This is a genomic window from Lentzea sp. NBRC 102530 (assembly GCF_030269365.1).
Classification (GTDB): Bacteria; Actinomycetota; Actinomycetes; order Mycobacteriales; family Pseudonocardiaceae; genus Lentzea.
On record NZ_BSTF01000004.1, the window covers coordinates 488042 to 510743 of the forward strand.

Sequence of the window (22702 nt, forward strand, 5' to 3'; positions counted from 1 at the left end):
AGCTGCCGTGGGAGGTAAAGCCGTGGGCACTGTTGTGTGGATCGTCGTACTGGTGCTGCTGATCGCAGGGGTGTTCTACCTGGTCAGCCAGAGCAACGCGCGCAAGGCGCGGGAGCTCGACGACGCCAAGGCGGAGGCCCGTCGCTGGGTCGAACGACTGGGCGGGCAGGTGATGAGCCTCACCGGCAGCAACGCCGCGTCGACCCAGGCGATGGCCGACGCGTCCGAACGCTTCACCGCCGCCGGCTCGCAGATGGAGCAGGCCCGCACGATTCCGCAGGCCAAACTCGTCACCGAGACCGCGATGGAGGGCCTGCACTACGTGCGGGCGGCGCGCGAGGCGATGGGCATGGACCCCGGCCCCGCGCTGCCCGAGAGCGCGAGCCAGAAGCAGGCGGGTGCCGTCAGCGAGGACCGTCAGGTCAGCGTCGAAGGCCACCAGTACGCCGCTTCGCCGCACTCCGGCCAGGGCACGCCCTACTACTACCCCGGCGGCATGGTCGCCGGACGTCCGGTGCCGCGTGGCTGGTACTCCGAGCCGTGGTGGAAGCCCGCGCTCGTGGCCGGTGCGTGGGGCGTGGGCACGTTCCTGCTGATGGACGCCATGTTCTCCGGCATGCACGGAGTCGGCGACTACGGCATGGGCGACATGGGCATGGGTGACGCCGGCATGGGGGACATGGGCGACATGGGTGGCGTCTCCGACGTCGCCGACATGGGTGGCGACGCCGGAGGGTTCGACTTCGGCGACATGGGCGGCTTCGACTTCTAGCGCGCTACGGCTGGCAGACAGGGCACCAGAAGAGGTTGCGGGCGGCCAGTTCGGTGGTCATGACCTCGGTGCCGCAGACCAGGCACGGCTCCCCGGCACGGCGGTAGACGTACACCTCACCGCCGTGCCGATCCACGCGCGGCGCACGTCCCATGGCGCGCGGCATGTGCTCGGGCCGGACGGTGTTGATCTGGCCGACCTTCACGCCGTCCTTCATCAGCACGACCAGGTCGTCCCAGAGCGCGTCCCACAGCTCGCGGCTGACCTTGTTGCCGACCAGCAACGGGTTCACGTTGTGCCGGAACAGCACCTCGGCGCGGTAGACGTTGCCGACGCCCGCGAGCACCTTCTGGTCCATCAGCAGCACGGCGAGAGACTGCTTCGACCGGATGATCTTCTCGTAGGCGCGGTCGGAGTCGGCGTCGCGGCGCAACGGGTCGGGCCCGAGGCGTTCCCGGATCGCCTTGACCTCGTCGGAGTTCAGCACCTCGCACGCGGTCGGGCCGCGCAGGTCGGTCCAGTGCGTCTCGCCGGCCATGCGCATGCGGACCTGGCCGACGGGCAGCAGGACCGGCAGCGGCGACTCGGTGAACGTCCCGTACAGGCCGAGGTGGACGTGCACGATCGCGTCCGGGCCGTAGACGTGGAAGAGGTGCTTGCCGTGCGCCTCGGCGCGGACCAGCGTGCGACCGTCCACCAGGGACGCCGAGAAGCGTCCCTGCGGACTGGTCACGGCCACGGGCCTGCCCGCGTACCGGCGCTGGTGCAGCCGCGCGAGGCGGTGCAGCGTGTGGCCCTCAGGCACGCTTGTCTTCGTAGGCGGAGACCTGGTCGATGCGGCGCTGGTGCCGCGGCTCGCCCGAGAACGGGGTCTTGAGGAACGCCGACACGATCTCGGTCGCCTCCTCGGTCGTGTGCTGGCGGGCACCGATGCCGACGAGCAGCGCGTCGTTGTGCTGACGGGCGAGCTGCGCGGTGTCGATGTTCCACGCCAGTGCGGCGCGGGCGCCCTTCACCTTGTTCGCGGCGATCTGCTCGCCGTTGCCGGAACCGCCGATCACGACGCCCAGGCTGCCGGGGTCCGCGACGACCTTCTCGGCCGCGTCGACGCAGAACGACACGTAGTCGTCGAGGGCGTCGTACTCGTGGGCGCCGACGTCGACGACCTCGTAGCCCTGCTCGGTGAGAGCCGTGGACAGGTGTGACTTCAGCTCGAAGCCAGCGTGGTCTGCTGCCAGATAAACGCGCACGTCACGGAGTCTGACACGCTGGGGGATGTGTTCAGCCAAGAGGGGTACCAGCTGAGGCTGGAGTGGGGGCCCGGCGGCGTCGACGCGCTGCGGGGCTGTGACGTGCTGATCGTCGTGGACGTGCTGGCCTTCACGACGTCCGTCGACGTCGTGGTCGGCGGTGGGGGCCGGGTGCGGCCGTTCCGGTTCGGGCCGGGGTCGCGGGCGTCGCTGCGACCAGCATCACTCGTCGGGGCGACCGGGCTGGTCGACCTGCACTCGCCGAACGGGTCGCACCTGTGCGCGCTGGCGGCCGAGACCGGGGCGCACGTGCTGGCGGCCTGCCTGCGCAACGCCGCCGCCGTGGCGAAGCGGGCGCAGGAGCTGGGGGAGACGATCGGCCTGATCCCCGGTGGTGAGCAGTGGGGCTTCAACATGGCCAGGACAGGCGGGGACGTGGCCAGCGGGTTGCGGCCGTGCGTCGAGGACCACCTGGGCGCGGGGGCCGTGCTCGCCTCACTCGACGGCACGGCGTCGCCCGAGGCGGAACTGGCGATCGCCGCGTTCCGTGGCGTCGACGTCGCCCAGGCCGTGCGCGACTGCGGGTCGGGGCGGGAGCTGGTCGAGCACGGGCACGCCGCCGACGTGGAACTGGCCGTGCAGCTGGGGGCGAGTGAGGCCGCGCCGATGCTGGTCGACGGCCTGTTCGTCGACGGGGCGGTGCGGTGATCGAGATCGCGGACGGCGTGTTCGTCCGGCGGCACGCCGAACTCGACCTGACGCTCGGGTTCGTCGTCGGCTCGGACGACTCGCTGCTCGTCGACTCCGGCCTGGACCCAGCGCTTGCTGCCGAGGTCCGGCCGTCGCGGATCGTGTTGACGCACAACCACTTCGACCACGTGCTGGCGACCGCGGCGTTCCTGCCGTGCGAGGTGTGGGCGCACGAGGAGTGCGTGGTGGACGAGCGTGTGCTCGTCGAACGCGCGAAGTACTACGACGAGCCGTTCACGGGGACGCTCGTCGTGCCCACGCACACGTTCCGGGAGTCGGTGACGCTCGACGTCGGTGGCCGCCGGGTCGACCTGCACCACTTCGGGCCCGCGCACACCTCGCACGACGTGGTCGTGCACGTGCCGGACGCCGGCGTCGTGTTCGCGGGCGACCTGGTGGAACAGGGCGCGCCTGCCCAGGCCGGACCGGACGCGACGCCGTCGAACTGGCGCCACGTCCTCGACCTGCTGCTGGAACTGGACCCGCGCGTCGTCGTGCCGGGCCACGGCGATCCGGTCGACGCGCGGTTCGTGCGGGACATGGCCGTGCCCTCCGGGAACTAGCCGGGAGGCCAGCTGAGGCCGCGGCCGCCGAGGACGTGGCAGTGCACGTGGAAGACGGTCTGGCCACCATCCCCGCCGGTGTTGAAGACGAGCCGGTAGCCGGACTCGTCGACGCCCTCGGACTTCGCGACCTGGTGCGCGGTCGCGAGGATCTGCCCCGCGAGCGCCGGGTCGACGTCCCCGATCGCCGTGTGGTGCTCCTTGGGGATCACCAGCACGTGCGTGGGCGCCTTGGGGTCGATGTCGCGGAACGCGAGCGTCGTGTCGGTCTCCGTCACGACGCTCGCCGGGATCTCGCCCGCGACGATGCGGCAGAACAGGCAGTCGGTCACAACGGCATCGTATTGGTCCCGTTGGGCTCTGTTGTTCTTGCCCGGCAGCGATAAATCATGGCGGCATGAAGGGCGCCAAACTGCTGGTCATCGTCCGGTGCCTCATCAGCTTCGCGATCGGTGTGCTGCTCGTGGTCCTCGCGATCCGCTTCGGTGAGGCGCTCTGGCGCGCGTTCCACTAGCCCCGCCGGCTCACCGAACGAAGCAGAACTCGTTGCCCTCGGGGTCGCGCATGACCTGGAAGCTGCCCTTCTCGTCGGTGTGCACGACACCGTCGCGGGTGGCGCCGAGGCTCACCGCCCTCACCACGGCGGCCTCGATGTCCTCGACCTCGAAGTCGAGGTGGAAGCGGTTCTTCACGTCCTTGCGCTCCGGCACCGGCTGGAACGACATCCGCACCCCGCCGGGCGGCTCGACGTGCGCCCACCCGTGCTCGCGCTCGACCGGCTCACCTCCGAGCAGTTCGGCCCAGAACCGCACCAGCCGCGCCGGGTCGTTGCTGTCGAGCACGATCTGTTCGAGCCTCACGTCACCACCACGTTCTCTCGTGCCCAGTCACAACAGAGGTCGAGCAGCCCGAGCAGCCTGCGCCCCTGAGCGGTCAACTCGTACTCGACCCGCGGCGGGTTTTCCGCGAACACCTCGCGCGAAACCGTGCCGTCCCGTTCCATCGCCCGCAACGTCTCCGCGAGCACCTTGGCCGTCACGCCGGGCATCGAGCCCCGGAGTTCCCCGAACCGCCGGCGCCCACCTTCCAGCCCTCGCAGCACGTGCGCGGTCCACCGACCGCCGATCTGGTACGGCAGCTCATGCGTGCATCGCACCAGCTCACCCCCGATATCGTTGCGGAAACCGGCCACCCGAACCCTACCTTCGCGCCCATGACGAAGATCGTTGTTTTCGGAGCGTCCGGCAAAGCGGGCCACCAGATCGCCACCCTCGCCGAAACCCGAGGCCACGCGGTCACGCGCGTCGGCCGCACCCCGGGCCTGACCGCCGAATCCGCCGCGGGCCACGACGTGGCCGTGAGCTCCGTGGTCGACCTCGCCCAGGACCCGGCCGACTTCTACACCGCCGCCGCGAACGCCCTGGTGACCTCCGGCGTGGGCCGGATCATCGTGGTCGGCATCTACACCCTGCTGGAAACCGCGCCGGGTGTGCGCGTGATCGACGACCCGGACTTCCCGCCCGAGCACCGCCCGTTCTGCCTGGGCCACGCCGCGGGCGTCGAGGTCCTGGCCGCCTCCGCCACCGACTGGCTGGTGATGAGCCCGGCGGGCAACTTCGGCGGCACCCCCACCGGCCGCTACCGGGTGAGCGGAGTCGACCCGTCCGACGCGCTCCCGTACGAGGACTTCGCACTGGCCGTGGTGGACGAGATCGAAACCCCAGCCAACCGCCACACCCAGATAGGAATCGCCTCAGAGTGACGGCCCGCACCCAACGCCTGACAGGGGGCGGCCTGATGGGGGTCCGGGGGCGGGCCCCCGGCGTGGGGGTCTGGGGGCTCGGCCCCCAGAAAGAAAACGAGAGGCCGACCCGGTCTGCGCAATCTGCAGACATGGGTCGGCCTCGGTCGCGAGCGGGCGACGGGAATCGAACCCGCGTAGCTAGTTTGGAAGACTAGGGCTCTACCATTGAGCTACGCCCGCTTGCCGCCCTTTTCGGGGCTGCGATCGATACCTTAGCGGGTGGCGGTAAGCTACGTGCAACCGGGGCGTGGCGCAGTTTGGTAGCGCACCCGCTTTGGGAGCGGGGGGTCGCAGGTTCAAATCCTGTCGCCCCGACGGTTGACGAAACCCGCAGCGACTCCTCGCTGCGGGTTTTCGCTTTCAGGCCAGGTAGCGGCTCGCCCAGGCCGTCAGCACCTCCGCCACGTAGTCCGCGTCCGCCCGGTTCGTCAGCAGGTGGTCCGCCCCGTCCAGCGACACGAACGACTTCGGGTGCCGGGCCAGGTCGAAGATGATCCGCGCGTTGTCGATGCCCACCGTGTCGTCCTGCGGCGAGTGCATGACCAGCAGGGCGCGGTTCAGGCCCGAGATGCAGGCCGTCTGGTTCTGCTGGTTGATGTCGAGCAGGAAGTCGTTGCTGATCCGGAACGGGCGGCCGGCGAGCCTCACCTCGGCGACGCCCAGCGCCTCGATCTGCTCCTTGGACGAGCCGAGGAGGTGTTCCACGTGTTTGGTGTCGGCCGGGGCGGCGATGGTGACCACGGCTTTGACCGACGGGATGCGGTGTGCGGCGGCGAGGACGGCGGCGCCGCCCAGGGAGTGTCCGATGAGGACGCTCGGGGCGCCGACGGTGTCCCGGAGGTGGTCGGCGGCGCAGACGAGGTCGTCGACGTTGGACGTGAAGGTGGTGTTGGCGAAGTCGCCGCCGGACTGGCCGAGGCCGGTGAAGTCGAAGCGGAGGACGGCCACGCCCCTGGCAGCGAGGCTGCGGGCCGTGCGGCTGGCGGCGACCGAGTCCTTGCCGCAGGTGAAGCAGTGCGCGAAGACGGCGGTCGCCTTCACCTCGCCCGGCGGTAGCTCGAGTCTGCCCGCGAGGGGCTGGCCGTCGACGCCCGCGAAGACCGCTTTCCGGTTGTCCATGCCCTCTATGGTGCGTCACGTGCGCTATCAGTACCTGGACGACCGGTTGCGGCAGGCCTTCGACGACGCCGGGCTCGATCGCGGGCAGCGGGCGTTGTTGCAGGGGGTGCTGCGGGCGCTCGACCCCGACGCGCACCTGGGGGAGCACGTGGCCGGGCTCAACAGCGCGTTCCTCGCGGTGACGCGGGCGAAGACGGCGTTGGAGAGTCACGCGGCCGAGGACCAGCCGCGGTGGAACCTGTTGCGGCGCATCATCGCCACGTCGATCGCGTGCATGGACGCGGCCAAGCCCGCCTATGCGCACGGCGGTGGGCTGGAGTTGGCGAAGGCGCGACGCGTTCTCGTGAAGGTCGACGCGGAGATCGCGCGGGACGGGCAGAAGGTCGATCCTGCGGTCACGGCGGCGGCCGCGGCGAAGCTCGACCCCAGGGCGTTGCGCAGGGCCGTGCAGAAGTGGATCGGTCCACTGTGGAACGGGGTGGAGCTGCCGCTGCGTTCCAGGATGGTCGCCGAGGTGGCGGTGGTCGTGGCGGTGCACGGCAGGGACGGGCGTCAATTGCGCGCGGATCTCTTGCGGTGGTTGAAGAAGCGCGACCACGACCTGGGCGGGGTGTTGTGGCCCGCGCGGCGCAGGCACGTGGTGGCGCTCGTCGTGCGGGGTGCGCGGGTGCTGCGGCACCTCGACGAGCTGTTGCCACAGGCCCGGCAGGAACCGTTGCACCGCAACAGGTTGCCCAAGGACGACTTCCTCAAGGACGCGGTCACCGGGTCGTCGGTGCTGGTGCGGTTGCCCGTAGAGGCGGCGGACGTGCACACGGCCGCGCTCAAAGGTCGGAGGGTGCTGAGCGAGGTGCTCGACCAGTACGCGGCGGGGGAGCGGCTCACCGAGCTCGACATCGCGCCGGTGTGGCAGGTCAGCGGGCCCGGTGGGCGGGTCACGCGCGGCACCGAGCACCAGCGCACCGTCAACAACGCCTACCCGCTCACCGCGTACTGGCCGGAGGAGCTGCGCAGCGCGATGCGGGTCGCGAACCTCGCCCGGCAGGTCGACGCGCCGATGGCGAGCGCCGGGCTCGCGTGGAGTGCGCTGGAGGCGACGGGGCTCGACCCGAGCAAGATCCCGTGGCTCGCCAAGGCTTGTGCGTTGCAGATGCTGCGGCAGCACCTCGTCAGCCTGCACGTGGTGGTCACCAACCACGACAACGAGCTGCGCAAACCACTCGACGCGCACGTGCCGACGGTCGGCGTGAAGCACCACCTCAAGTCGGTGGACGCGTGGCTCGAGGCGCTCATCCCGCACAACCGCCCGAACGAACACCTGGAAGCTGCCCAGAAGGCCATCACGGCGCTCGCCGAGAGCGAGGGCGGGCTCGTGCACGACCTCACGGAACTGTGGCGCGCGCGGCTCGCGGACTCCACAGTGCTCGCCGGGTGGCTCGCGGAACAGGAGGACACGGCGGCCGCGCTGCTGGAGTGGCTCTACGTGACCAGGAACCTGGCGTTTCACGCCGGACGGTTCGCCTCGCCCGCCGACACGCTGACCGCCCACGCGGGACAGGCCGTCGCGGACCTGACGCTGGAGTTCCTCGGAAACTGGCGAACCGTCGAAAGACGTGCTCGAACGGAGCAGAGCCGGCAGGAGACCTCCGCCGTGGAGATCTACCGCCGGCTCGCGCAACGAGAGGATCAGCTGGTGGCCCGGCTCAAGCGAGCGGGGTCCGTCCGCAGGCTCAGCGTCGAGGACATCTCCGGCCCCGACGAGAAGTGGTGGTCCCGCGGCAAGAGTTAAGGCGGAAGTTGTGGCCAGGAGTTACGGCTTGGCCTTGGTGAGCCAGTCCTCGACGCGGTCGGGGTTGGCCTCGACCCACCGCTTCGCCGCCTCGTCCGGCGACATCTTGTACTTCGCGATGAACGACGCGACCGTGTCCTGCTCGTCGTTGCTCCACTGGAAGTTCTGGACCAGCCGGGCAGCGGGGCCGCCCTTGTCCACGAACTTCTTGGACGCGATCTTGTCGAGCTCGTAGCGCGGGTAGTCGCAGGCCACCTTGGTGGCGTCGGCGTCGCAGCCGGCGGTGTACTCGGGCAGTTCGACCTTGACCAGTTCGATGTCGAGGTGCAGCCACTGCGGTTCGAAGAAGTAGCCGATCAGCGGCGTCTTCTTCTCCTCCGCCTGGCGGAACGCCTTGATCGACGCCTGCTCGCTGCCCGCGTAGACGACCTTGTAGTTGAGGTTCAGGTTCTTGACCAGGGCCTCGTCGTTGGTCACGAACGACGGGTCGCCGTCGAGCACCTGGCCCTTGCCCTCGGACTGGGCGGTCTTGAACTTGTCCGCGTACTTGTTGAGGTTCTGCCAGTTCGTGATGTCCGGGAACTCTTTCTTCATCCACGGCGGCACGTACCAGCCGATCACACCCTTGTTGCCGGTCGGGCCGACCCGGACGGCGGTGCGCTTCTCCTCGATGTACTTCTGCTTCAGGTCCTCGTGACCCCAGTTCTCCAGGATCACGTCGATCTCGCCCGAGTCGAGGCCCTGCCAGGCGGTCTGTTCGTCGACCTCCTTCTTCGTCACCTTGCAGCCCAGCCGCTTCTCGGCGAGGTACGCGACGACCGCCGCGTTGGCCTCGTAGCCGACCCAGGGGTTGACCGCGATGGTGATGGAGTCGCAGGGCTCGGTGGGTGCTGCCGAGCTGGAGCGCGGTGACGCCGTTGATCCGCTGCCACAACCGGCGATCGTCAACACGAACGTCATTGCCAGAGCGATTCTGGGGGCTTGCACGAACAGCTCCTCATCAGGGGGAGAGAGCGATGCAGAAGACCGCTCAGTTCAGCTTTTCCCCATCGATCAGACCGCGTCAAGTCATGGGATGATCGGCTGTCCACAAGGGATCAGATTTGTATCAGACCTTGACCGTACTCGTGCGAAGGGTCAATGCTGTCGCGCATCGAGAAACGGTGTGCGCAGTCCGCAACAGGTCGGAGTGGTTTGGCGTGGATCCCGTGATTTCGGTCAGGGACCTGTGGAAGGTGTTTGGCCCCAACGCATCGCAACTGGTGGCCTCGGACGAGCTCAAAGCGCTGTCACGGCAGGAGCTGATGGACCGCACCGGTTCCGTCGCCGCTGTGCGGGGAGTCGACTTCGACGTCGCTCCCGGCGAGATGTTCGTGGTCATGGGATTGTCCGGTTCGGGCAAATCCACACTGGTCAGATGTCTGACGCGGTTGGTGGAACCCACCGCCGGCACGATCACGTTCGAAGGCGAGAACATTCTCGACGCGGACGCGAAACGCTTGCGCGACCTGCGCAGGAACAAGTTCTCCATGGTGTTCCAGCACTTCGGTCTGCTTCCGCACCGGACGGTCGCCGACAACGTCGGTTACGGGTTGGAAATTCGCGGGGTACCGCGGGCGAAACGTGGAGAACGGTCGCAGGAGGTAATCGACCTCGTGGGCCTGTCCGGTTACGAGAAGTCCTATCCGGATCAACTCTCCGGTGGTATGCAGCAACGCGTCGGCCTCGCGCGCGCCCTCGCGGGCGACCCCGACGTCCTGTTCTTCGACGAACCCTTCTCGGCCCTCGACCCGCTGATCCGGCGCGACATGCAGTCCGAGGTGATCAGGCTGCACCGCGAGGTCGGCAAGACGATGGTCTTCATCACCCACGACCTGAGCGAGGCGCTCAAGCTGGGCGACCGCATCCTGATCATGCGCGACGGCAAGGTCGTGCAGGTCGGCACCGGTGACGAGCTCGTCGGCGCGCCCGCGGACGACTACGTGCGCGACTTCGTGAGGGACGTGCCGCGCTCGCACGTGCTGACGCTCAAGTGGATCATGCGCCCGCCGCGCCCCGACGACGACCTGGACGGGCCGGAGCTCGCGCCGGAAACCGTTGTGCGGGAAGCGGTGCGCAGCGTGCTGAGTGCCGACAAGCCGGTGAAGGTCGTGCGGGACGGCGAACTGCTCGGCGTGGTCGCGGACGAGGAGATCCTCGGGGTCGTGGCCGGGGAGGCGTGACATGGTCGCCGTCGCCGCCTCTTCCGGGCACCAACCGCGCCTGTTCCAGTACAGGAAGTCGCTGATCCTCGGCGGGATCCTCCTCGCCTGGCTCGTGCTGTGGGTCGTGCTCCGCAACGTCGGGACGCTGTCGCTCGGCGCCGCCGACCTCACCCCGCTGCACCGCTGGATCAACAGCGTCAACGACGCCGTGGGCGCGTCCAGGAACTCCAACCCGGTGTTCCTCTACTTCTTCAACGAGATCCGGCTCGTCATCGACGAGTTCGTGACGTTCATCCAGGCGTTGATCGCACAGCCGTCGTTCGGGCGGCCCGTGCCGGTGATCGGCTGGCTCGGCGTGGTCGCCATCGCCGGGTTCGTGAGCCTCGCGGTCGCCGGCTGGCGGATCGCGCTGCTCGCGGTGGCGGGCTTCGTCTTCCTCGGCCTGCAGGGGTTGTGGCAGGAGAGCATGGACACGCTCTCCCTGACGCTCGCCGCCGTCGCGATCTCCTTGCTCATCGGCATTCCGCTGGGCATCTGGGCCGGCCTGTCCGATCGGGCCCACCGCGTGCTGACGCCGGTGCTCGACTTCATGCAGACGATGCCGACGTTCGTGTACCTGGCGCCGCTCACGTTGTTCTTCCTGATCGGTCCCGCCAGCGCGACGATCGCGACGCTGATCTACGCGGCGCCGCCCGCGATCCGGATCACCGCGCACGCCATCCGCTCGGTGCCGCGCAACACCGTCGAGGCGAGCGAATCCCTTGGCGCGACCCGGAAGCAGACGCTCGTGAAGGTGCTGCTGCCGTCCGCGCGCAAGACCATCGTGCTCGGCGTCAACCAGACGATCATGGCCGCGCTGTCCATGGTCACGATCGCCGCGCTGATCGACGCGCCGGGCCTCGGCAAGACCGTCGTGAAGGCGCTGCAGACGCTCGACGTCGGCACCGCGTTCAACGCCGGTCTCGCGATCGTGGTGCTGGCGATCGTGCTGGACCGCGTCACCACAGCCGCGACCGAACGCCGCAAGCTGCCGCGCTGGGCGTTGTTCGGCGGGGCCGGCGTCACGGCCGTGTGCGTGTACCTCTCGTACACCTACCTGTGGGCGGCTGAGTTCCAGACGGACGTGGAGATCGGCAGCTCGATCAACAAGGGCGCGACCGCGGTGACGGAGTGGGCGCAGGACTCGCTCCCGGTGCTCACCGGCGGTTTCAAGGACTTCGTCACGTTCGCGTTGATCAATCCGCTGCAGGCGTTGCTGGCCGAGTCGCCGTGGTTCCTGGTGGCGCTGGTGATCGTCGCGGTGTCGTTCATGATCGGCGGGGTGCGGCCGGCGATCATCTCCGCGGTGTGCGTCGCGCTGCTGATCGCGACGGGCCTGTGGCAGGACTCGATGATCACGCTGGCGTCCACGCTGGTCGCCACGATCATGGTGATGCTGCTCGGGATCGTCGTCGGCGTCTGGATGGGACGCAGCAGGCGGGCCGACCGGTTCATCCGGCCGGTGCTCGACGCCGCGCAGGTCATGCCGGCGTTCGTCTACCTGGTGCCCTTCCTGGCGTTGTTCTCCGCGTCGCGGTTCACCGCCATCATCGCGGCCGTGGTGTTCGCGGCCCCGGTGGCGATCAAGATCATCGCGGACGGGATCCGCGCGGTGTCGCCCGCGACGGTCGAGGCGTCGACGGCGCTGGGGTCCAGTTCGTGGCAGACGATCGTGAAGGTGCAGCTCCCGATGGCGCGCGGCGCGTTGACGCTCGCCGCCAACCAGGGGCTGATCTACGTGCTCTCGATGGTCGTCGTCGGCGGTCTCGTCGGCGCCGGCGCGCTCGGCTACGACGTGGTCGCCGGGTTCTCGCAGGGTCAGTTGTACGGCAAGGGGCTCGCGGCCGGTCTCGCGATCGTCGTGCTGGGCGTGATGCTCGACCGCCTCACCCAGGCGGCCGCCAAGCGGTGGACCAACTAGGAGGTCTGGAAAGTGGCAAGGCACAGCGTGCTGGGAGCGGTGCTCGTCGGAGCACTCGCTTTGGCTGGTTGCGGTGGCGCCAAGGTCGGTGACACCTCCTCGGGTGCGACCGGCGACTGCGGCACGTTCAACCTCGCGATCAACCCGTGGGTCGGTTACGAGGCGAACGCCGCCGTGCTCGCGTACGTGGCCGAGAAGGAGCTGGGCTGCAAGGTCACCAAGAAGGAGCTCAAGGAAGAGGTGGCCTGGCAGGGCTTCGGCACCGGCGAGGTCGACGCGGTCGTCGAGAACTGGGGTCACGACGACCTGCGCAAGAAGTACATCGACGAGCAGAAGACCGCCGTCAGCGCGGGGTCCACGGGCGTGAAGGGCCAGATCGGCTGGTACGTGCCGCCGTGGCTCGCCAAGGAGCACCCCGACGTCCTGGACTGGAACAACCTCAACAAGTACGCCGAGCAGTTCAAGACGTCCGAGTCCGGCGACAAGGGCCAGCTGCTCGACGGCGACCCGTCGTTCGTGACCAACGACGAGGCTCTGGTGAAGAACCTGAACCTCAACTACAAGGTCGTCTACGGCGGCAGCGAGACCGCGTTGATCCAGGCCTTCCGCCAGGCGGAGAAGGACAAGAAGTGGGTCATCGGCTACTTCTACTCGCCGCAGTGGCTGCTCAACGAGGTCAAGCTCGAGAAGGTGAAGCTGCCCGAGTACAAGGCGGGCTGTGACGCCGACGCCGAGAAGGTCGCCTGCGACTACCCCGACTACGACCTCGACAAGATCGTGTCGAAGAAGTTCGCCGACGCGAACGGCCCGGCCTTCCAGCTGGTCAAGAACTTCAAGTGGACCAACGAGGACCAGAACACCGTGGCGAAGTTCATCGCCGAGGACAAGATGAAGCCCGAGGACGCCGCCAAGAAGTGGGCGGAGGCCAACGCCGACAAGGTCAAGGCGTGGCTGCCGGGCAAGGCGTAGCCGCTTGAAGAGGTCGTAGGGGGTGTGGTTCCCGGACGAGAGGAACCGCGCCCCCTACGACCACCCCCGGCATCACGCAGCCTGTGGCCCGGCGGGGACCTCAGGCTCGTGCCGGTGCGTCATGCGGTGCCACCACGAACGGGGCCTGCCGCCGTTGCGGTAGAACTCCTGCACGCGACGCGCGTCCTCGCGCAGCGCGGTCTGCCGGTAGTCCATCTCCGCCTTGATCGCCTCGGGCGTCCACTCCATCTGACTCACTCCTCAGTTCGTTTTCCGACAACGCTGAGGTTGCTCCTGAGGGGTGGGCGATCACATCGGACGATCACCCAAGGCAGGGCCGCCGGACCCCTTACCCGCGTCCGAGGCGGACACGACAGAGCCCCCGCGACCTCACCTGAGGGGTCGCGGGGGCTCGGCAACACCCGTCCGGCCTAGCGGTGGAACCGCAGCGTGCGCACCTGGAACGGGCGCAGCGCCACCTCGGCCGACGCGTCCGCCAGCGGTCGTTCGAGCAGGTCGGTCTCCTCGACGCGGTCGTAGTCGAACGACGTGGTGAGCGTTGCGCGCGCCCGGCCGCCGTGCGCCTCGTAGAGCCGGACGACGACGTCGCCGGACCGGTCGTCGGCCAGTTTGACGGCCTCGATCCTGACCGCCGGGTTGTCCGTGCGCACCAGCGGTTCCGGCGCGGTGGAGCCCCGGACGGTCCGCGGCGGCAGGTTGATGCGGTAGCCGGCGTCGATGGCGGCCGGCAGGTCCCCGACCACGAGGGCGTACCGGAAGCTGTGCTCGCCCTGGTCGGTCTCGGGGTCGGGGAACCGCGGCGCGCGCAGCAGGGAGAGTCGCACGGTCGTGGTGGTGCCGCCGTCCTCTCGGGTGGTGCGGGTGACCTCGTGGCCGTAGGTCGAGTCGTTGACCACCGCGACGCCGTAGCCGGGTTCGCCGACGTGCAGGAAGCGGTGGGCGCAGATCTCGAACTTCGCGGCCTCCCACGAGGTGTTGGTGTGGATCGGGCGGTGCAGGTGGCCGAACTGCGTCTCCGCCGTGGACACCTCGGCGCGCAGGTCGAGCGGGAACGCGATCTTGAGCAGCTTCTCCCGTTCCTGCCAGTCGACCTCGGTCTCGAAGTCGACCTGCTTCGCGCCCTCGCGCAGCCGGATGGTCTGGGTGAGCACGGAATCGCCGAACTCGGCCCGCACCACCACGCCGTCATCGCCGTCGATCCGCTCGGACGGGATCAGGTCGGCCTTCCAGTTGCGGTAGAACGGGTCGATGTCCCAGGCGTCCCACTGGTTCGGGTTGTCGCGGTGCAGCTGCGGCATGCCCGCGAACCCGTGCGGGGGCAACACCTCGCGGTCGTTCTCGAGGTCGAGGATCGAGGTGACGATGCCGTCGGCGTCGATCGTGACGCGCAACCTGCCGTTGTCCAGCACGCCGCCCACCGGAGTGGCGAACGGTTCCGGGGCGTCGCCGCCGAACACGTCGAACGTCAGCGGCTCGTCGCCGTCGCCCTTCAGCGCGTCGATCGCGGCGGTGGTGAGCGCCTTCAGCTCGGACGCCACGCGGGCGTAGGTGGCCTCGGCCTCGCGGTGCACCCAGGCGATCGAGCTGCCGGGCAGGATGTCGTGGAACTGGTGCAGCAGCACGGTCTTCCACAACCGGTCGAGGTCTTCGTACGGGTAGTCGGCGCCCTGCAGCGCCGCCGCCGTCGCCCAGTGCTCGGCCTCGCGCAGCAGGTGTTCGCTGCGGCGGTTGCCCTGCTTGGTCTTGGCCTGCGTGGTGTAGGTGGCGCGGTGCTTCTCCAGGTACAGCTCGCCCGCCCACACCGGCGCGTCCGGGTACTCGTCCTGCGCGGCCTGGAAGAAGTCGCGCGGGGGTTCGACCTCGACCGTCGGTGAGCCTTCGAGGTTCGCGACGCGGTGCGCGGTCTCCATCATCTCGCGGGTGGGACCGCCACCGCCGTCGCCGTAGCCGAACGGGACCAGCGACCGCGACGCCTTGGCGTGCTCGGCGAACTGGCGGGAGGCCCGCGCGAGTTCCTCGCCGGACAGCGAGGAGTTGTAGGTGTCGACGGGCGGGAAGTGCGTGAAGATCCGGGTGCCGTCGATGCCCTCCCACCAGAACGTGTGGTGCGGGAACTTGTTGATCTGGTTCCACGACAGCTTCTGGGTGAGGAACCAGCGGGAGCCGGACAGCTTGATCAGCTGGGGGAGCGCCGCGCTGTAGCCGAACGAGTCGGGCAGCCAGACCTCCTCGGTCTCGACGCCGAAGTTGTCCAGGAAGAAGCGCTTGCCGTGCACGAGCTGGCGGGCCATCGCCTCGCCGCCGGGCATGTTCGTGTCCGACTCGACCCACATGCCGCCGACGGGCACGAACTGTCCACCGCGGACCTTCTCGCGGACGCGGTCCCAGACGTGCGGGTGGTGTTCCCGCATCCACGCGTACTGCTGGGCCTGCGAGCAGGCGAAGTAGAAGTCCGGGTACTCGTCCATCAGCTTGGTGACGTTCGAGAACGTGCGGGCGCACTTGCGGACCGTCTCGCGCAGCGGCCACAGCCAGGCGCTGTCGATGTGCGCGTGGCCGATCGCGGAGACCTTGTGCGCGGAGGCGTTGGCGGGCGAGGTGAGCACTCCCGCCAGTTCCCCGCGGGCCAGGTCGGCGGTGGCGGCGACCTCGTTCAGGTCGAGCGCGTCCATCGCCCGGTCCAGCGCGTGCAGGATCTTGTGCCGGCGCGGGTCGTGGTCCTGGAGCTCCTTCATCAGGCCCTGCAGGACCTCGATGTCGAGCATCAGGTGCCAGACCTGCGGCTGGAACACCGCGAGCTCGGCCTTGAGGATCTTGTACAGCGGCTCGGTGCCGGCGGTGTCCTTGTCACCCAGCCGGGTCGGCAGGAACGGGTGGAAGTCGAGGATCGTCGGGTTGCCCGCCGCCTCCAGGTAGAACAGCACTTCGCGGCCGTCGACGGGCAGGTAGGTGTTGCGCGGTTCGATGCCCTTGATGGGCAGGCCGTCCGCCGTGTAGGCGAGACCCTCGGACTGGAAGCCGGGGCCGGGGTGGGTGAAGCCGAGGTCCAGCACGACCTCGACCTGCCTGCCCTCCCACGCCTGCGGCACGGTGCCGGTGAGCCGGAACCAGCTGGTGCTCCACGGTGCGCCCCAGGCGTCGCCGACGTTCGCCGGTGCGTAGGTGGCCCGCAGGGCTTCGTCGACCGGGACGGGCTCGTCCGGCACGGTCCAGACGGCCAGTTCCAGCGGCGCGGTCTCGCCGTAGACGGCCGGGCGGATGCGTTCCTTCAGCGTGCGGTTGAGTCGGTCTTCCAGCAGCGAGCGTTCGTCATGCACTTCGTCTTCACCCCAGCTCGATCGAAGCCCGCACGCCCTGCCGCGCGAGGCCCATCCACTCTTCGAAGAAAGCGCCGCCCGGACCCCACGAGGGCCGGTCGCCGTGCAGCGTGACCGGCGTGCGTTCGGCCGGCTCGTGCACTGCCTCGCGCACGATCCGGGCGATCGCCTCGCCGAGCGGTTTGACCCCGCGTTCCGTCGTCAACAACCCCAACTCGTACTCGCGTTCGGGGAAGTCCACCAACGCACGGTCGACGTCGTGCGAGCACCACCACGTGATGCCCCACAGGTTCGAGCAGGTCAGCACGTTCGCAAGCGTGTGCTCGGCGAACTGCGGCGCCTGCTCGGCGGTGATCTCCGGCTGGGCGGCGCCGACCTCCTGCAGCCACACGGGCCGCTCGGGGTCCTTGGCGTGCGCCTTGGCCAGTTCGACCAGGTACTCGGCGTGGTGGACGCTCTCCGGGCTGAGAGATCCGTAGCGCTGTGCCGTGCCGTTGAAGACCCACGAGTGCACGGTCGTCATCGCGCCCTTGTTGGCGGCGTGCTCCGGCAGGAACGCGTGCTCGCTCTCGTACCAGACGGCGTCGTACTCGGAGTGGACGTGCGGACGGCCCGGCGCTGACCGTTCGCACTCGGCGAGCAGCGCGTCGATCCACTCGCCGGCCTGCTCGGGCGCGCACGGGTTGGACTCGGTCAGCAGGTTGACCTCGTTGCCCAGGGTGAAGCCCAGGAAGTTCGGCTTGTCCCGCAGGGCCTCGGCGAGCGTGCGCACGTAGAAGCGCTGCCCGTCGATCACGTCGGGGTCGGTGAAGATGTTGCGGCGGTGCCAGGTCTGCACCCACGACGGGTAGAAGTCGAAGCTCGACAGGTGCCCCTGCAGGACGTCGACCTGGACGTCGAGGCCGCAGTCGTGCGCCGCGTCGAGCATCCGGGAGAGCTGGTCGACGGCCTGGGGGCGGACGAGTCCCCGGTTGGGCTGGAACACCGGCCACAGCGGGAACACCCGCACGTGGTCGAGGCCGAGGCCCGCGATGGACTCGAAGTCTGCTCTGACGTCGTCGAGGGAGAAGTCGAGCCAGTGGTGAAACCAGCCCTGGGAGGGGGTGTAGTTCACGCCGAAACGCAAGGTTGAGCTCCTCGGGGTGTCAGCCCTTGATCGCGCCTTCTCCCACTCCGCGGAAGAAGTGCTTCTGCAGCAACAGGAACAGCAGGATGAGCGGGACGACGGCGATGATCGTGCCCGCCGCCACCAGCCGCTGGTTCTGCACGAACGTGCCCTGGAGGTACGCCAGGCCGATGGTGAGCGTGTACTTCTCCTGGTCGCTCAGCACGATGAGCGGCCACAGGAAGTCGTCCCAGCTGAACATGAACGAGAACAGCGCGACGACGACCAGCGTGCCCTTGACCGACGGCAGCGCGAGGCGGGTGAAGCGCTGCCACGCGTTGGCGCCGTCGATGATCGCGGCCTCCTCGACCTCGGCGGGGAGTGCGAGGAACGCGTTGCGCAGCAACAGGACGTTGAGCGCGGCGATCGCGCCGGGCAGCACGACGCCGGTGAGCGTGTTGGTGAGGCCGAACCCGCGCATCACCAGGAACAGCGAGATCATGATCGCCTCGAACGGCACCAGGATGCTGCTCGCGAAGACCACCGCGGCGAACCTCCGGCCGCGGAACCGCAGGCGTGCCAGGGCGTAGCCGGCCATGGCCGCGCCGAGGCAGTTCGTGACGACGTTGACGCTCGCCACGGCCAGCGAGTTGAGCGCGAACGTCCAGACCGGCACCACGTCGGCGACGGCGGCGTAGTTGGCGAACGTCGGGTCGTCGGGGAAGAAGTCGGGCACGAAGACGTCCTCGTTCGGGCCCTTGATGCTGGTGGCGAACTGCCACAGGAAAGGCCCGATGCTGATCGCGAGGATGGCGAGCAGCCCGAGGTACCGCAGTGCCAGGAAGGCGTGGGCGCGCTTCACAGTTGATCCTCCCTGCGGTTGAGCTTCAGGGTGATCAGCAGCAGGCCCAGCAGGATCACGAACAGGACGACGCTGAGCGCCGACGCGTACCCGACCTCGCCGGTGAGGCCGCGGCCGACCGACTGGATGAGCATCACCAGCGTGGTGCTCGCCCCGCCCGGCCCGCCGGTGCCACCCGACAGCAGGTAGATCTCGGAGAACACGCGGAACCCGTTGACCGCGCTCAGCGCCGCGACCAGCACCATCGTCGGCCGCAGGCTGGGCACGGTGACCGACCAGAACCTCCTGACCGGTCCCGCGCCGTCGACCATCGCGGCCTCGTGCAGGTCCTTCGGCACGTTGGCGAGCGCGGCCAGGTAGATGACCATGTAGTAGCCCAGGCCGCGCCAGACCGTCACCACCATCGAGCTGATCAGCAGCAGCGTCGAGTCGGTCAGGAACCCGATCCTGGTGCCGCCCAACGCTTCCACCACGCTGTTCACCAGGCCGCGGCTGTCGAGCAGCCACGTCCAGATGAGCCCGACCACGACCGTGGACGCGATCACCGGCGTGAAGAACGCCGTCCGGAAGATCCCGATGCCCGGCACGACCTTCTGCGCCAGCATCGCGATCAGCAGCGGCAACAGCACCAGCGGCGGGACGACGCCCGCCATGTACAGCGCGCTGTTGCGCGCGGCCGCCCAGAACTTCGGGTCCTGGAGCATCCGCACGAAGTTGTCCGCACCGGTGAACCGGCCGCCGCCCAGCGCGCTCGCGTCGGTGAACGCGAGCACGATCATGTTGATGAACGGGAAGAGGACGAACAGGCCGCAGACGACCAGTCCCGGTGCCAGGAACAGCCACGGTGTGTACGGGCGATGGGTCATCGTGCCTACTTCAGGAGCCGGTTGCACTCGGCGACGGCGTCGTCCAGCGCCTGCTTCGGCGACTTCTTGCCGAGCATGGCGTCCGCGAGTTGCTGCAGCAGCGCCTCGCGCATCTGGTCGCTGAACTGGACGGGCGTGTAGTTCACCGCGGTCTTGAGCTGCTTGGCCGCGGCGACCCGCACCCGTGCCTCGTCGGTGCCGTCCTCGGTGGTGAAGTAGGGGTCGTCGCCGCCCTTGGACGTGCTCGGGAAGATCGAGGCGAGCTTGGCGAACTTCACCTGGTTCTCGGCGTTGGTGACGAACCGCCCGAACGCCAGCGCCGTGGCCTGGTTCTTGCTGCTCTTCGGCACGCTCACGCCGTGCAGGAACATGTTGGCGCTGCCCGTGTTCGTGATGGGCGTGGTGATGCCGATGTTCGCGTAGAGGCTCGGCGCGTCGGTCTTGAACTTGCCCAGGTCGTACGCGCTGCCGGGGTTCATCGCCGTCTGCTGCGCCATGAACTTGGCCCCGGCCCCGGTGTAGTTCTGCGTGAGCGCCTCGGGGATGAGCGCGCCCGCGTCGTACATCCGCTTGTAGGTCTCGACGAACTCGACGCCCTTGGGCTCGTTGAAGGCGAACTTGCCGTCCTTGAAGAGGGTGACGCCGTACAGCCCGAAGTCGGCGATGCTCGGCGTCTGCCCGAGGATCGCGACCTTCTTCTCGGCCAGCTTGAGCGCCGTGGCCTCGAGTTCCTTGAAGTTCGTGGGTGGCTTGTCCGGGTCCAGGCCCGCCTGCGTGAACAGGGCCTTGTTGTAGAACAGCGGGCCGGTGTTGAGGTACCACGGGAAGCCGTAGCAACCGCCCTTGCCGGGGATCTCGAACGCCTGCCAGGCGTTGTCGAGGTACTCCGGCTTGGCCTCTTCGAGGCTCTCGTCTAGGTTCACGAGCTGCCCGGCCTTGGCGAGCGGGAAGCTCAGGTCCGGCGGCACGTTGATGACGTCGGGCAGGCTCCCGGCGCTCGCGTCCGCCATGACCTTCTGCAGGTACCCGTCCGCGGGCTGGTCGACCCACTTCACGGTGGTGCCCGCGTGCTGCTTCTGGAACGCGTCGACGACACCGTTGACGTAGTCGGTGTACTTGGGTTTGAGGGACCAGGTCTGGAACGTGATCTCGCCAGTGACCTGGCCGTTCGTGGCCGTGCCGGTGTTCGACGTGCCGGACAGACCGCATCCCGCCACGGGCACCGCCGCCAGGCCCGCGAGGAACGTGCGCCTCTTCATTGACACCCACCTCCTTGGTCGCGGACCCTAGCTAAACCGGTTTATCTCCGGCTAGCCTCCGAACGTCTTGTTGTCTCGTTCCGGACAGGGTGCGCGTGCTGTGAAGAGGCCGACCATCAAGGACATCGCTGCCGCGGCAGGCGTCTCCAAGGGCGCCGTCTCGCTGGCCCTGAACGGCCGAGCGGGCGTGTCGGAGTCGACCCGCGCCCGCGTGCTGGACGTCGCGTCCGCCCTGGGGTACCGGCCGTCCGTGACCGCGCGCGCGTTGTCGTCCGCCTCGGCCGACGCGGTCGGGCTGGTGCTGGTGCGACCGCCTCGCGCTCTCGGCGACGAGGCGTTCTTCTTCCAGCTGATCGCCGGCATGCAGTCGGAGATGTCGTGCGCTCTGCTGTTGCAGGTGGTCGCCTCGCGCGAGGAGGAGATCGCTCTGTACCAGCGGTGGTGGGCCGAGCACCGGGTCGACGGCGTGTTCCTGGTCGACCTGCTGGTGTCCGACCCCCGGGTCTCGCTGATGTCCTCGCTGGGGTTGCCGGCCGTTGTCGTCGGCGGGTCCGGGCACCACGGGTCGCTGGCATCCGTGTGGGCCGATGACTACGCGGCCATGACCTCGGTGGTCGAGCACCTGAAGTCGTTGGGGCATCGGCGGATCGCCCGGGTGGCCGGGTTGTCGTCGTTGTTGCACACGGTGCGGCGGGACGCCGCGTTCGCTTCGTCCGTTGTGGACGGCGTGGTGGTGGCCGGGGACTACACGGCGGAGTCCGGGGCCGCGGCTACCCGGGACCTGTTGTCGGGCGAGGCGCCGCCCACCGCGATCGTCTACGACAACGACGTGATGGCGGTGGCAGGGGCGGAGGTCGCTGCCTCGCTCGGGGTTTCGGTGCCTTCGGAGCTGTCCCTCGTCGCCTGGGACGACTCCGTGTTGTGCCAGCACGGGCGGTTGACGGCGTTGTCCCGGGACACGTTCGCGTTCGGGGCTCGGGCGGCTCGGGCGCTGGTGTCGGTGATCGGAGGGGCGTCGCCCACCGATGTCCAGGACGTGTTGCCCGAGTTGGTGGTGCGGGGGAGTTCCGGGCCGGCGCCAGGGGGCTCAGCGCCGTGACCGCGCCGGGCGGGCGGCGTCGTGAGCCAGGAGCTCCGCCGCCCACCCGGGCCGCTGTCAGGTCAGCGAGGCGACCTGGTCGCTCACCACCTGCGCCGCCGCCGACACCAGGGCCGTCACCGCCGGGTTCGTCGAGTTGTCCTGGCGCCACCCGAACTGCGTGTACACGCGGAACGTCGGGGACCAGGGCAAGCGGACCAACCTGCCGTCGGACAGTTCGGCGGACACGGTCACCTCCGGCATGAGGGCGATGCCCAGGCCCGAGGCCACGGCGCGCTTGGCGGCGTCCACCGAGTCCAGTTCCAGCACGGGGGCCCTCGTGTCGTCGTAGCCGAGGGAGTGCTCGAAGAGTTCGTGGTAGGCGGCGCCGTTCTCGGCCCTGATCAGGGTGCTGCTCGTGAGGTCGTCCTCGGTCAGCGACTGGCGTTGGGTGAGCACGTGGTTCGGGCCCGCGACCATGACGAGGGGTTCCGGGCAGAGCACCGTGGTCTCGAGGCCCTCGCGGGGCTCGATGGCGCCGATGAAGAAGGCGCAGTCCAGCTGGCCGTCCCGGACCGAGTTCAGGTTGTTCAGGGCGTTGCGCGAGTGCAGGGAGAGTTGGACCGACGGGTAGCGCCAGCACATGTATTCGATGAGCGGTAGCAGACGGTAGTCGGTCAAACTCTGTGCGGAACCGATGACGAGTTTGCCGTGCGGCTCGCCGTTCATCGTGATGGCTTTTCGGGCTTTTTCGGTGAGGTTGATGATGTTTCGCGCGAACGGGAGTAGTTCCACGCCCGCGGACGTCATCTGGATACCTCGGGGGAGGCGCCGGAAAAGGACGACCCCGAGGGCCTCCTCGAGCGCCTTGATGCGGGTGGTGATGGTCGGCTGCGAGCAGTTGAGCGTGGCAGCGGCCTTGGTGAAACTCCCTGTCTGAACCACGGTCGTGAACGCGAGAAGCTGGCGTGTCTCCATCAGGCGGATCCTCGGGGTAAAACGGTGCGACGACTT

Annotated in this window: 23 protein-coding genes and 2 tRNA genes; 10 read left to right on the forward strand and 15 right to left on the reverse strand. The window is 68.8% G+C overall.

Annotation, left to right across the window (positions count from 1 at the left end):
- Positions 1 to 22 precede the first annotated feature (22 nt).
- Positions 23 to 772 (forward strand): hypothetical protein, encoded by a 750-nt coding sequence (locus QSK25_RS13770; RefSeq protein WP_285638589.1) that lies wholly within the window; start codon positions 23 to 25, stop codon positions 770 to 772.
- Positions 773 to 776: 4 nt separating this feature from the next.
- Here the strand turns inward: QSK25_RS13770 and QSK25_RS13775 are convergent, their stop codons facing one another.
- Positions 777 to 1577 carry an Fpg/Nei family DNA glycosylase gene (locus QSK25_RS13775; RefSeq protein ID WP_285638590.1) on the reverse strand — a complete coding sequence of 267 codons (801 nt, stop codon included), beginning with the start codon at positions 1575 to 1577 and terminating at the stop codon, positions 777 to 779.
- Entirely contained in the window at positions 1570 to 2022 is a 453-nt protein-coding gene (locus tag QSK25_RS13780; protein WP_285638591.1) for a ribose-5-phosphate isomerase, read from the reverse strand. The genes QSK25_RS13775 and QSK25_RS13780 overlap by 8 nt, the downstream gene beginning before the upstream one ends.
- A gap of 27 nt (positions 2023 to 2049) precedes the next feature.
- Between QSK25_RS13780 and QSK25_RS13785 the strand changes: the two genes are divergently transcribed.
- Entirely contained in the window at positions 2050 to 2730 is a 681-nt protein-coding gene (locus QSK25_RS13785) for a 2-phosphosulfolactate phosphatase (RefSeq protein WP_285638592.1), read from the forward strand.
- Positions 2727 to 3335: an MBL fold metallo-hydrolase gene (locus QSK25_RS13790; protein ID WP_285638593.1), complete on the forward strand. Its 609-nt coding sequence runs from the start codon at positions 2727 to 2729 to the stop codon at positions 3333 to 3335. Before QSK25_RS13785 ends, QSK25_RS13790 begins: the two co-directional genes overlap by 4 nt.
- Here the strand turns inward: QSK25_RS13790 and QSK25_RS13795 are convergent.
- The 3 genes from QSK25_RS13795 to QSK25_RS13805 form a co-directional block, all read right to left on the reverse strand.
- Positions 3332 to 3667 (reverse strand): histidine triad nucleotide-binding protein, encoded by a 336-nt coding sequence (locus QSK25_RS13795; protein WP_285638594.1) that lies wholly within the window; start codon positions 3665 to 3667, stop codon positions 3332 to 3334. The two genes, QSK25_RS13790 and QSK25_RS13795, sit on opposite strands and share 4 nt — an antisense overlap.
- 192 nt (positions 3668 to 3859) lie before the next feature.
- Positions 3860 to 4195 carry a VOC family protein gene (locus tag QSK25_RS13800; protein ID WP_285638595.1) on the reverse strand — a complete coding sequence of 112 codons (336 nt, stop codon included), beginning with the start codon at positions 4193 to 4195 and terminating at the stop codon, positions 3860 to 3862.
- The gene (locus tag QSK25_RS13805) at positions 4192 to 4491 is read right to left on the reverse strand and encodes a winged helix-turn-helix transcriptional regulator (RefSeq protein WP_285638596.1); all 300 of its coding nucleotides are present in this window, start codon (positions 4489 to 4491) and stop codon (positions 4192 to 4194) included. Before QSK25_RS13805 ends, QSK25_RS13800 begins: the two co-directional genes overlap by 4 nt.
- Before the next feature lie 57 nt (positions 4492 to 4548).
- On the opposite strand from QSK25_RS13805, the gene QSK25_RS13810 reads away from it, so the two are divergent.
- Entirely contained in the window at positions 4549 to 5097 is a 549-nt protein-coding gene (locus QSK25_RS13810) for an NAD(P)-dependent oxidoreductase (RefSeq protein ID WP_285638597.1), read from the forward strand.
- A gap of 151 nt (positions 5098 to 5248) precedes the next feature.
- Here the strand turns inward: QSK25_RS13810 and QSK25_RS13815 are convergent.
- A tRNA-Gly gene (locus tag QSK25_RS13815) sits at positions 5249 to 5319 on the reverse strand.
- Positions 5320 to 5380: 61 nt separating this feature from the next.
- Here QSK25_RS13815 and QSK25_RS13820 point away from each other — a divergent pair.
- Positions 5381 to 5454: transfer RNA gene (locus QSK25_RS13820), tRNA-Pro, on the forward strand.
- Between the two features lie 45 nt (positions 5455 to 5499).
- On the opposite strand, the gene QSK25_RS13825 is transcribed toward QSK25_RS13820, so the two are convergent.
- Positions 5500 to 6258, reverse strand: coding sequence for an alpha/beta hydrolase family protein (locus QSK25_RS13825; RefSeq protein WP_285638598.1), 759 nt, complete (start codon positions 6256 to 6258; stop codon positions 5500 to 5502).
- 19 nt (positions 6259 to 6277) lie between these two features.
- Between QSK25_RS13825 and QSK25_RS13830 the strand changes: the two genes are divergently transcribed.
- Positions 6278 to 8047, forward strand: coding sequence for a hypothetical protein (locus tag QSK25_RS13830; protein ID WP_285638599.1), 1770 nt, complete (start codon positions 6278 to 6280; stop codon positions 8045 to 8047).
- A 21-nt stretch (positions 8048 to 8068) separates the two neighbouring features.
- On the opposite strand, the gene QSK25_RS13835 is transcribed toward QSK25_RS13830, so the two are convergent.
- On the reverse strand, positions 8069 to 9007 hold the full coding sequence (locus QSK25_RS13835) for an ABC transporter substrate-binding protein (protein WP_285638600.1): 939 nt from the start codon (positions 9005 to 9007) through the stop codon (positions 8069 to 8071).
- A 248-nt stretch (positions 9008 to 9255) separates the two neighbouring features.
- On the opposite strand from QSK25_RS13835, the gene QSK25_RS13840 reads away from it, so the two are divergent.
- The 3 genes from QSK25_RS13840 to QSK25_RS13850 are packed head-to-tail and all read left to right on the forward strand — an operon-like array spanning position 9256 to position 13180.
- Positions 9256 to 10269, forward strand: coding sequence for a quaternary amine ABC transporter ATP-binding protein (locus QSK25_RS13840; RefSeq protein ID WP_285638601.1), 1014 nt, complete (start codon positions 9256 to 9258; stop codon positions 10267 to 10269).
- A gap of 1 nt (position 10270) precedes the next feature.
- A complete protein-coding gene (locus tag QSK25_RS13845; protein ID WP_285638602.1) occupies positions 10271 to 12211 on the forward strand; it encodes an ABC transporter permease in 1941 nt (646 codons plus the stop codon).
- Positions 12212 to 12223: 12 nt separating this feature from the next.
- The gene (locus QSK25_RS13850) at positions 12224 to 13180 is read left to right on the forward strand and encodes an ABC transporter substrate-binding protein (RefSeq protein WP_285638603.1); all 957 of its coding nucleotides are present in this window, start codon (positions 12224 to 12226) and stop codon (positions 13178 to 13180) included.
- Between the two features lie 72 nt (positions 13181 to 13252).
- On the opposite strand, the gene QSK25_RS13855 is transcribed toward QSK25_RS13850, so the two are convergent.
- The 6 genes from QSK25_RS13855 to QSK25_RS13880 all read right to left on the reverse strand — a co-directional run bounded on the left by QSK25_RS13855 (position 13253) and on the right by QSK25_RS13880 (position 20610).
- The gene (locus tag QSK25_RS13855) at positions 13253 to 13429 is read right to left on the reverse strand and encodes a hypothetical protein (protein WP_285638604.1); all 177 of its coding nucleotides are present in this window, start codon (positions 13427 to 13429) and stop codon (positions 13253 to 13255) included.
- Positions 13430 to 13611: 182 nt separating this feature from the next.
- Complete coding sequence (locus QSK25_RS13860; protein WP_285638605.1) at positions 13612 to 16518, reverse strand: alpha-mannosidase; 2907 nt, start codon at positions 16516 to 16518, stop codon at positions 13612 to 13614.
- Positions 16519 to 16525: 7 nt separating this feature from the next.
- A complete protein-coding gene (locus QSK25_RS13865) occupies positions 16526 to 17644 on the reverse strand; it encodes a glycoside hydrolase 5 family protein (protein ID WP_285638606.1) in 1119 nt (372 codons plus the stop codon).
- 19 nt (positions 17645 to 17663) lie between these two features.
- Positions 17664 to 18485, reverse strand: a complete 822-nt coding sequence (locus QSK25_RS13870; RefSeq protein ID WP_285638607.1) for a carbohydrate ABC transporter permease — start codon at positions 18483 to 18485, stop codon at positions 17664 to 17666.
- On the reverse strand, positions 18482 to 19351 hold the full coding sequence (locus QSK25_RS13875; protein WP_285638608.1) for a carbohydrate ABC transporter permease: 870 nt from the start codon (positions 19349 to 19351) through the stop codon (positions 18482 to 18484). Before QSK25_RS13875 ends, QSK25_RS13870 begins: the two co-directional genes overlap by 4 nt.
- Before the next feature lie 5 nt (positions 19352 to 19356).
- The gene (locus QSK25_RS13880; RefSeq protein ID WP_285638609.1) at positions 19357 to 20610 is read right to left on the reverse strand and encodes an ABC transporter substrate-binding protein; all 1254 of its coding nucleotides are present in this window, start codon (positions 20608 to 20610) and stop codon (positions 19357 to 19359) included.
- A gap of 100 nt (positions 20611 to 20710) precedes the next feature.
- Here QSK25_RS13880 and QSK25_RS13885 point away from each other — a divergent pair, with 100 nt between their 5' ends.
- Positions 20711 to 21709 carry a LacI family DNA-binding transcriptional regulator gene (locus QSK25_RS13885; protein WP_285638610.1) on the forward strand — a complete coding sequence of 333 codons (999 nt, stop codon included), beginning with the start codon at positions 20711 to 20713 and terminating at the stop codon, positions 21707 to 21709.
- Positions 21710 to 21766: 57 nt separating this feature from the next.
- Here the strand turns inward: QSK25_RS13885 and QSK25_RS13890 are convergent, their stop codons facing one another.
- On the reverse strand, positions 21767 to 22666 hold the full coding sequence (locus QSK25_RS13890; RefSeq protein ID WP_285638611.1) for a LysR family transcriptional regulator: 900 nt from the start codon (positions 22664 to 22666) through the stop codon (positions 21767 to 21769).
- Positions 22667 to 22702 lie beyond the last annotated feature (36 nt).

What these genes read in the sequence shown, in the direction of transcription:
- QSK25_RS13810 (WP_285638597.1), top strand. Translation starts at nt 4,549, where the DNA reads ATGACGAAGATCGTTGTTTTCGGAGCGTCCGGCAAAGCGGGCCACCAG.
- QSK25_RS13825 (WP_285638598.1), bottom strand. Translation starts at nt 6,258, where the DNA reads ATGGACAACCGGAAAGCGGTCTTCGCGGGCGTCGACGGCCAGCCCCTC.
- QSK25_RS13835 (WP_285638600.1), bottom strand. Translation starts at nt 9,007, where the DNA reads ATGACGTTCGTGTTGACGATCGCCGGTTGTGGCAGCGGATCAACGGCG.
- QSK25_RS13845 (WP_285638602.1), top strand. Translation starts at nt 10,271, where the DNA reads ATGGTCGCCGTCGCCGCCTCTTCCGGGCACCAACCGCGCCTGTTCCAG.
- QSK25_RS13855 (WP_285638604.1), bottom strand. Translation starts at nt 13,429, where the DNA reads ATGGAGTGGACGCCCGAGGCGATCAAGGCGGAGATGGACTACCGGCAG.
- QSK25_RS13875 (WP_285638608.1), bottom strand. Translation starts at nt 19,351, where the DNA reads ATGACCCATCGCCCGTACACACCGTGGCTGTTCCTGGCACCGGGACTG.
- QSK25_RS13880 (WP_285638609.1), bottom strand. Translation starts at nt 20,610, where the DNA reads ATGAAGAGGCGCACGTTCCTCGCGGGCCTGGCGGCGGTGCCCGTGGCG.
- QSK25_RS13890 (WP_285638611.1), bottom strand. Translation starts at nt 22,666, where the DNA reads ATGGAGACACGCCAGCTTCTCGCGTTCACGACCGTGGTTCAGACAGGG.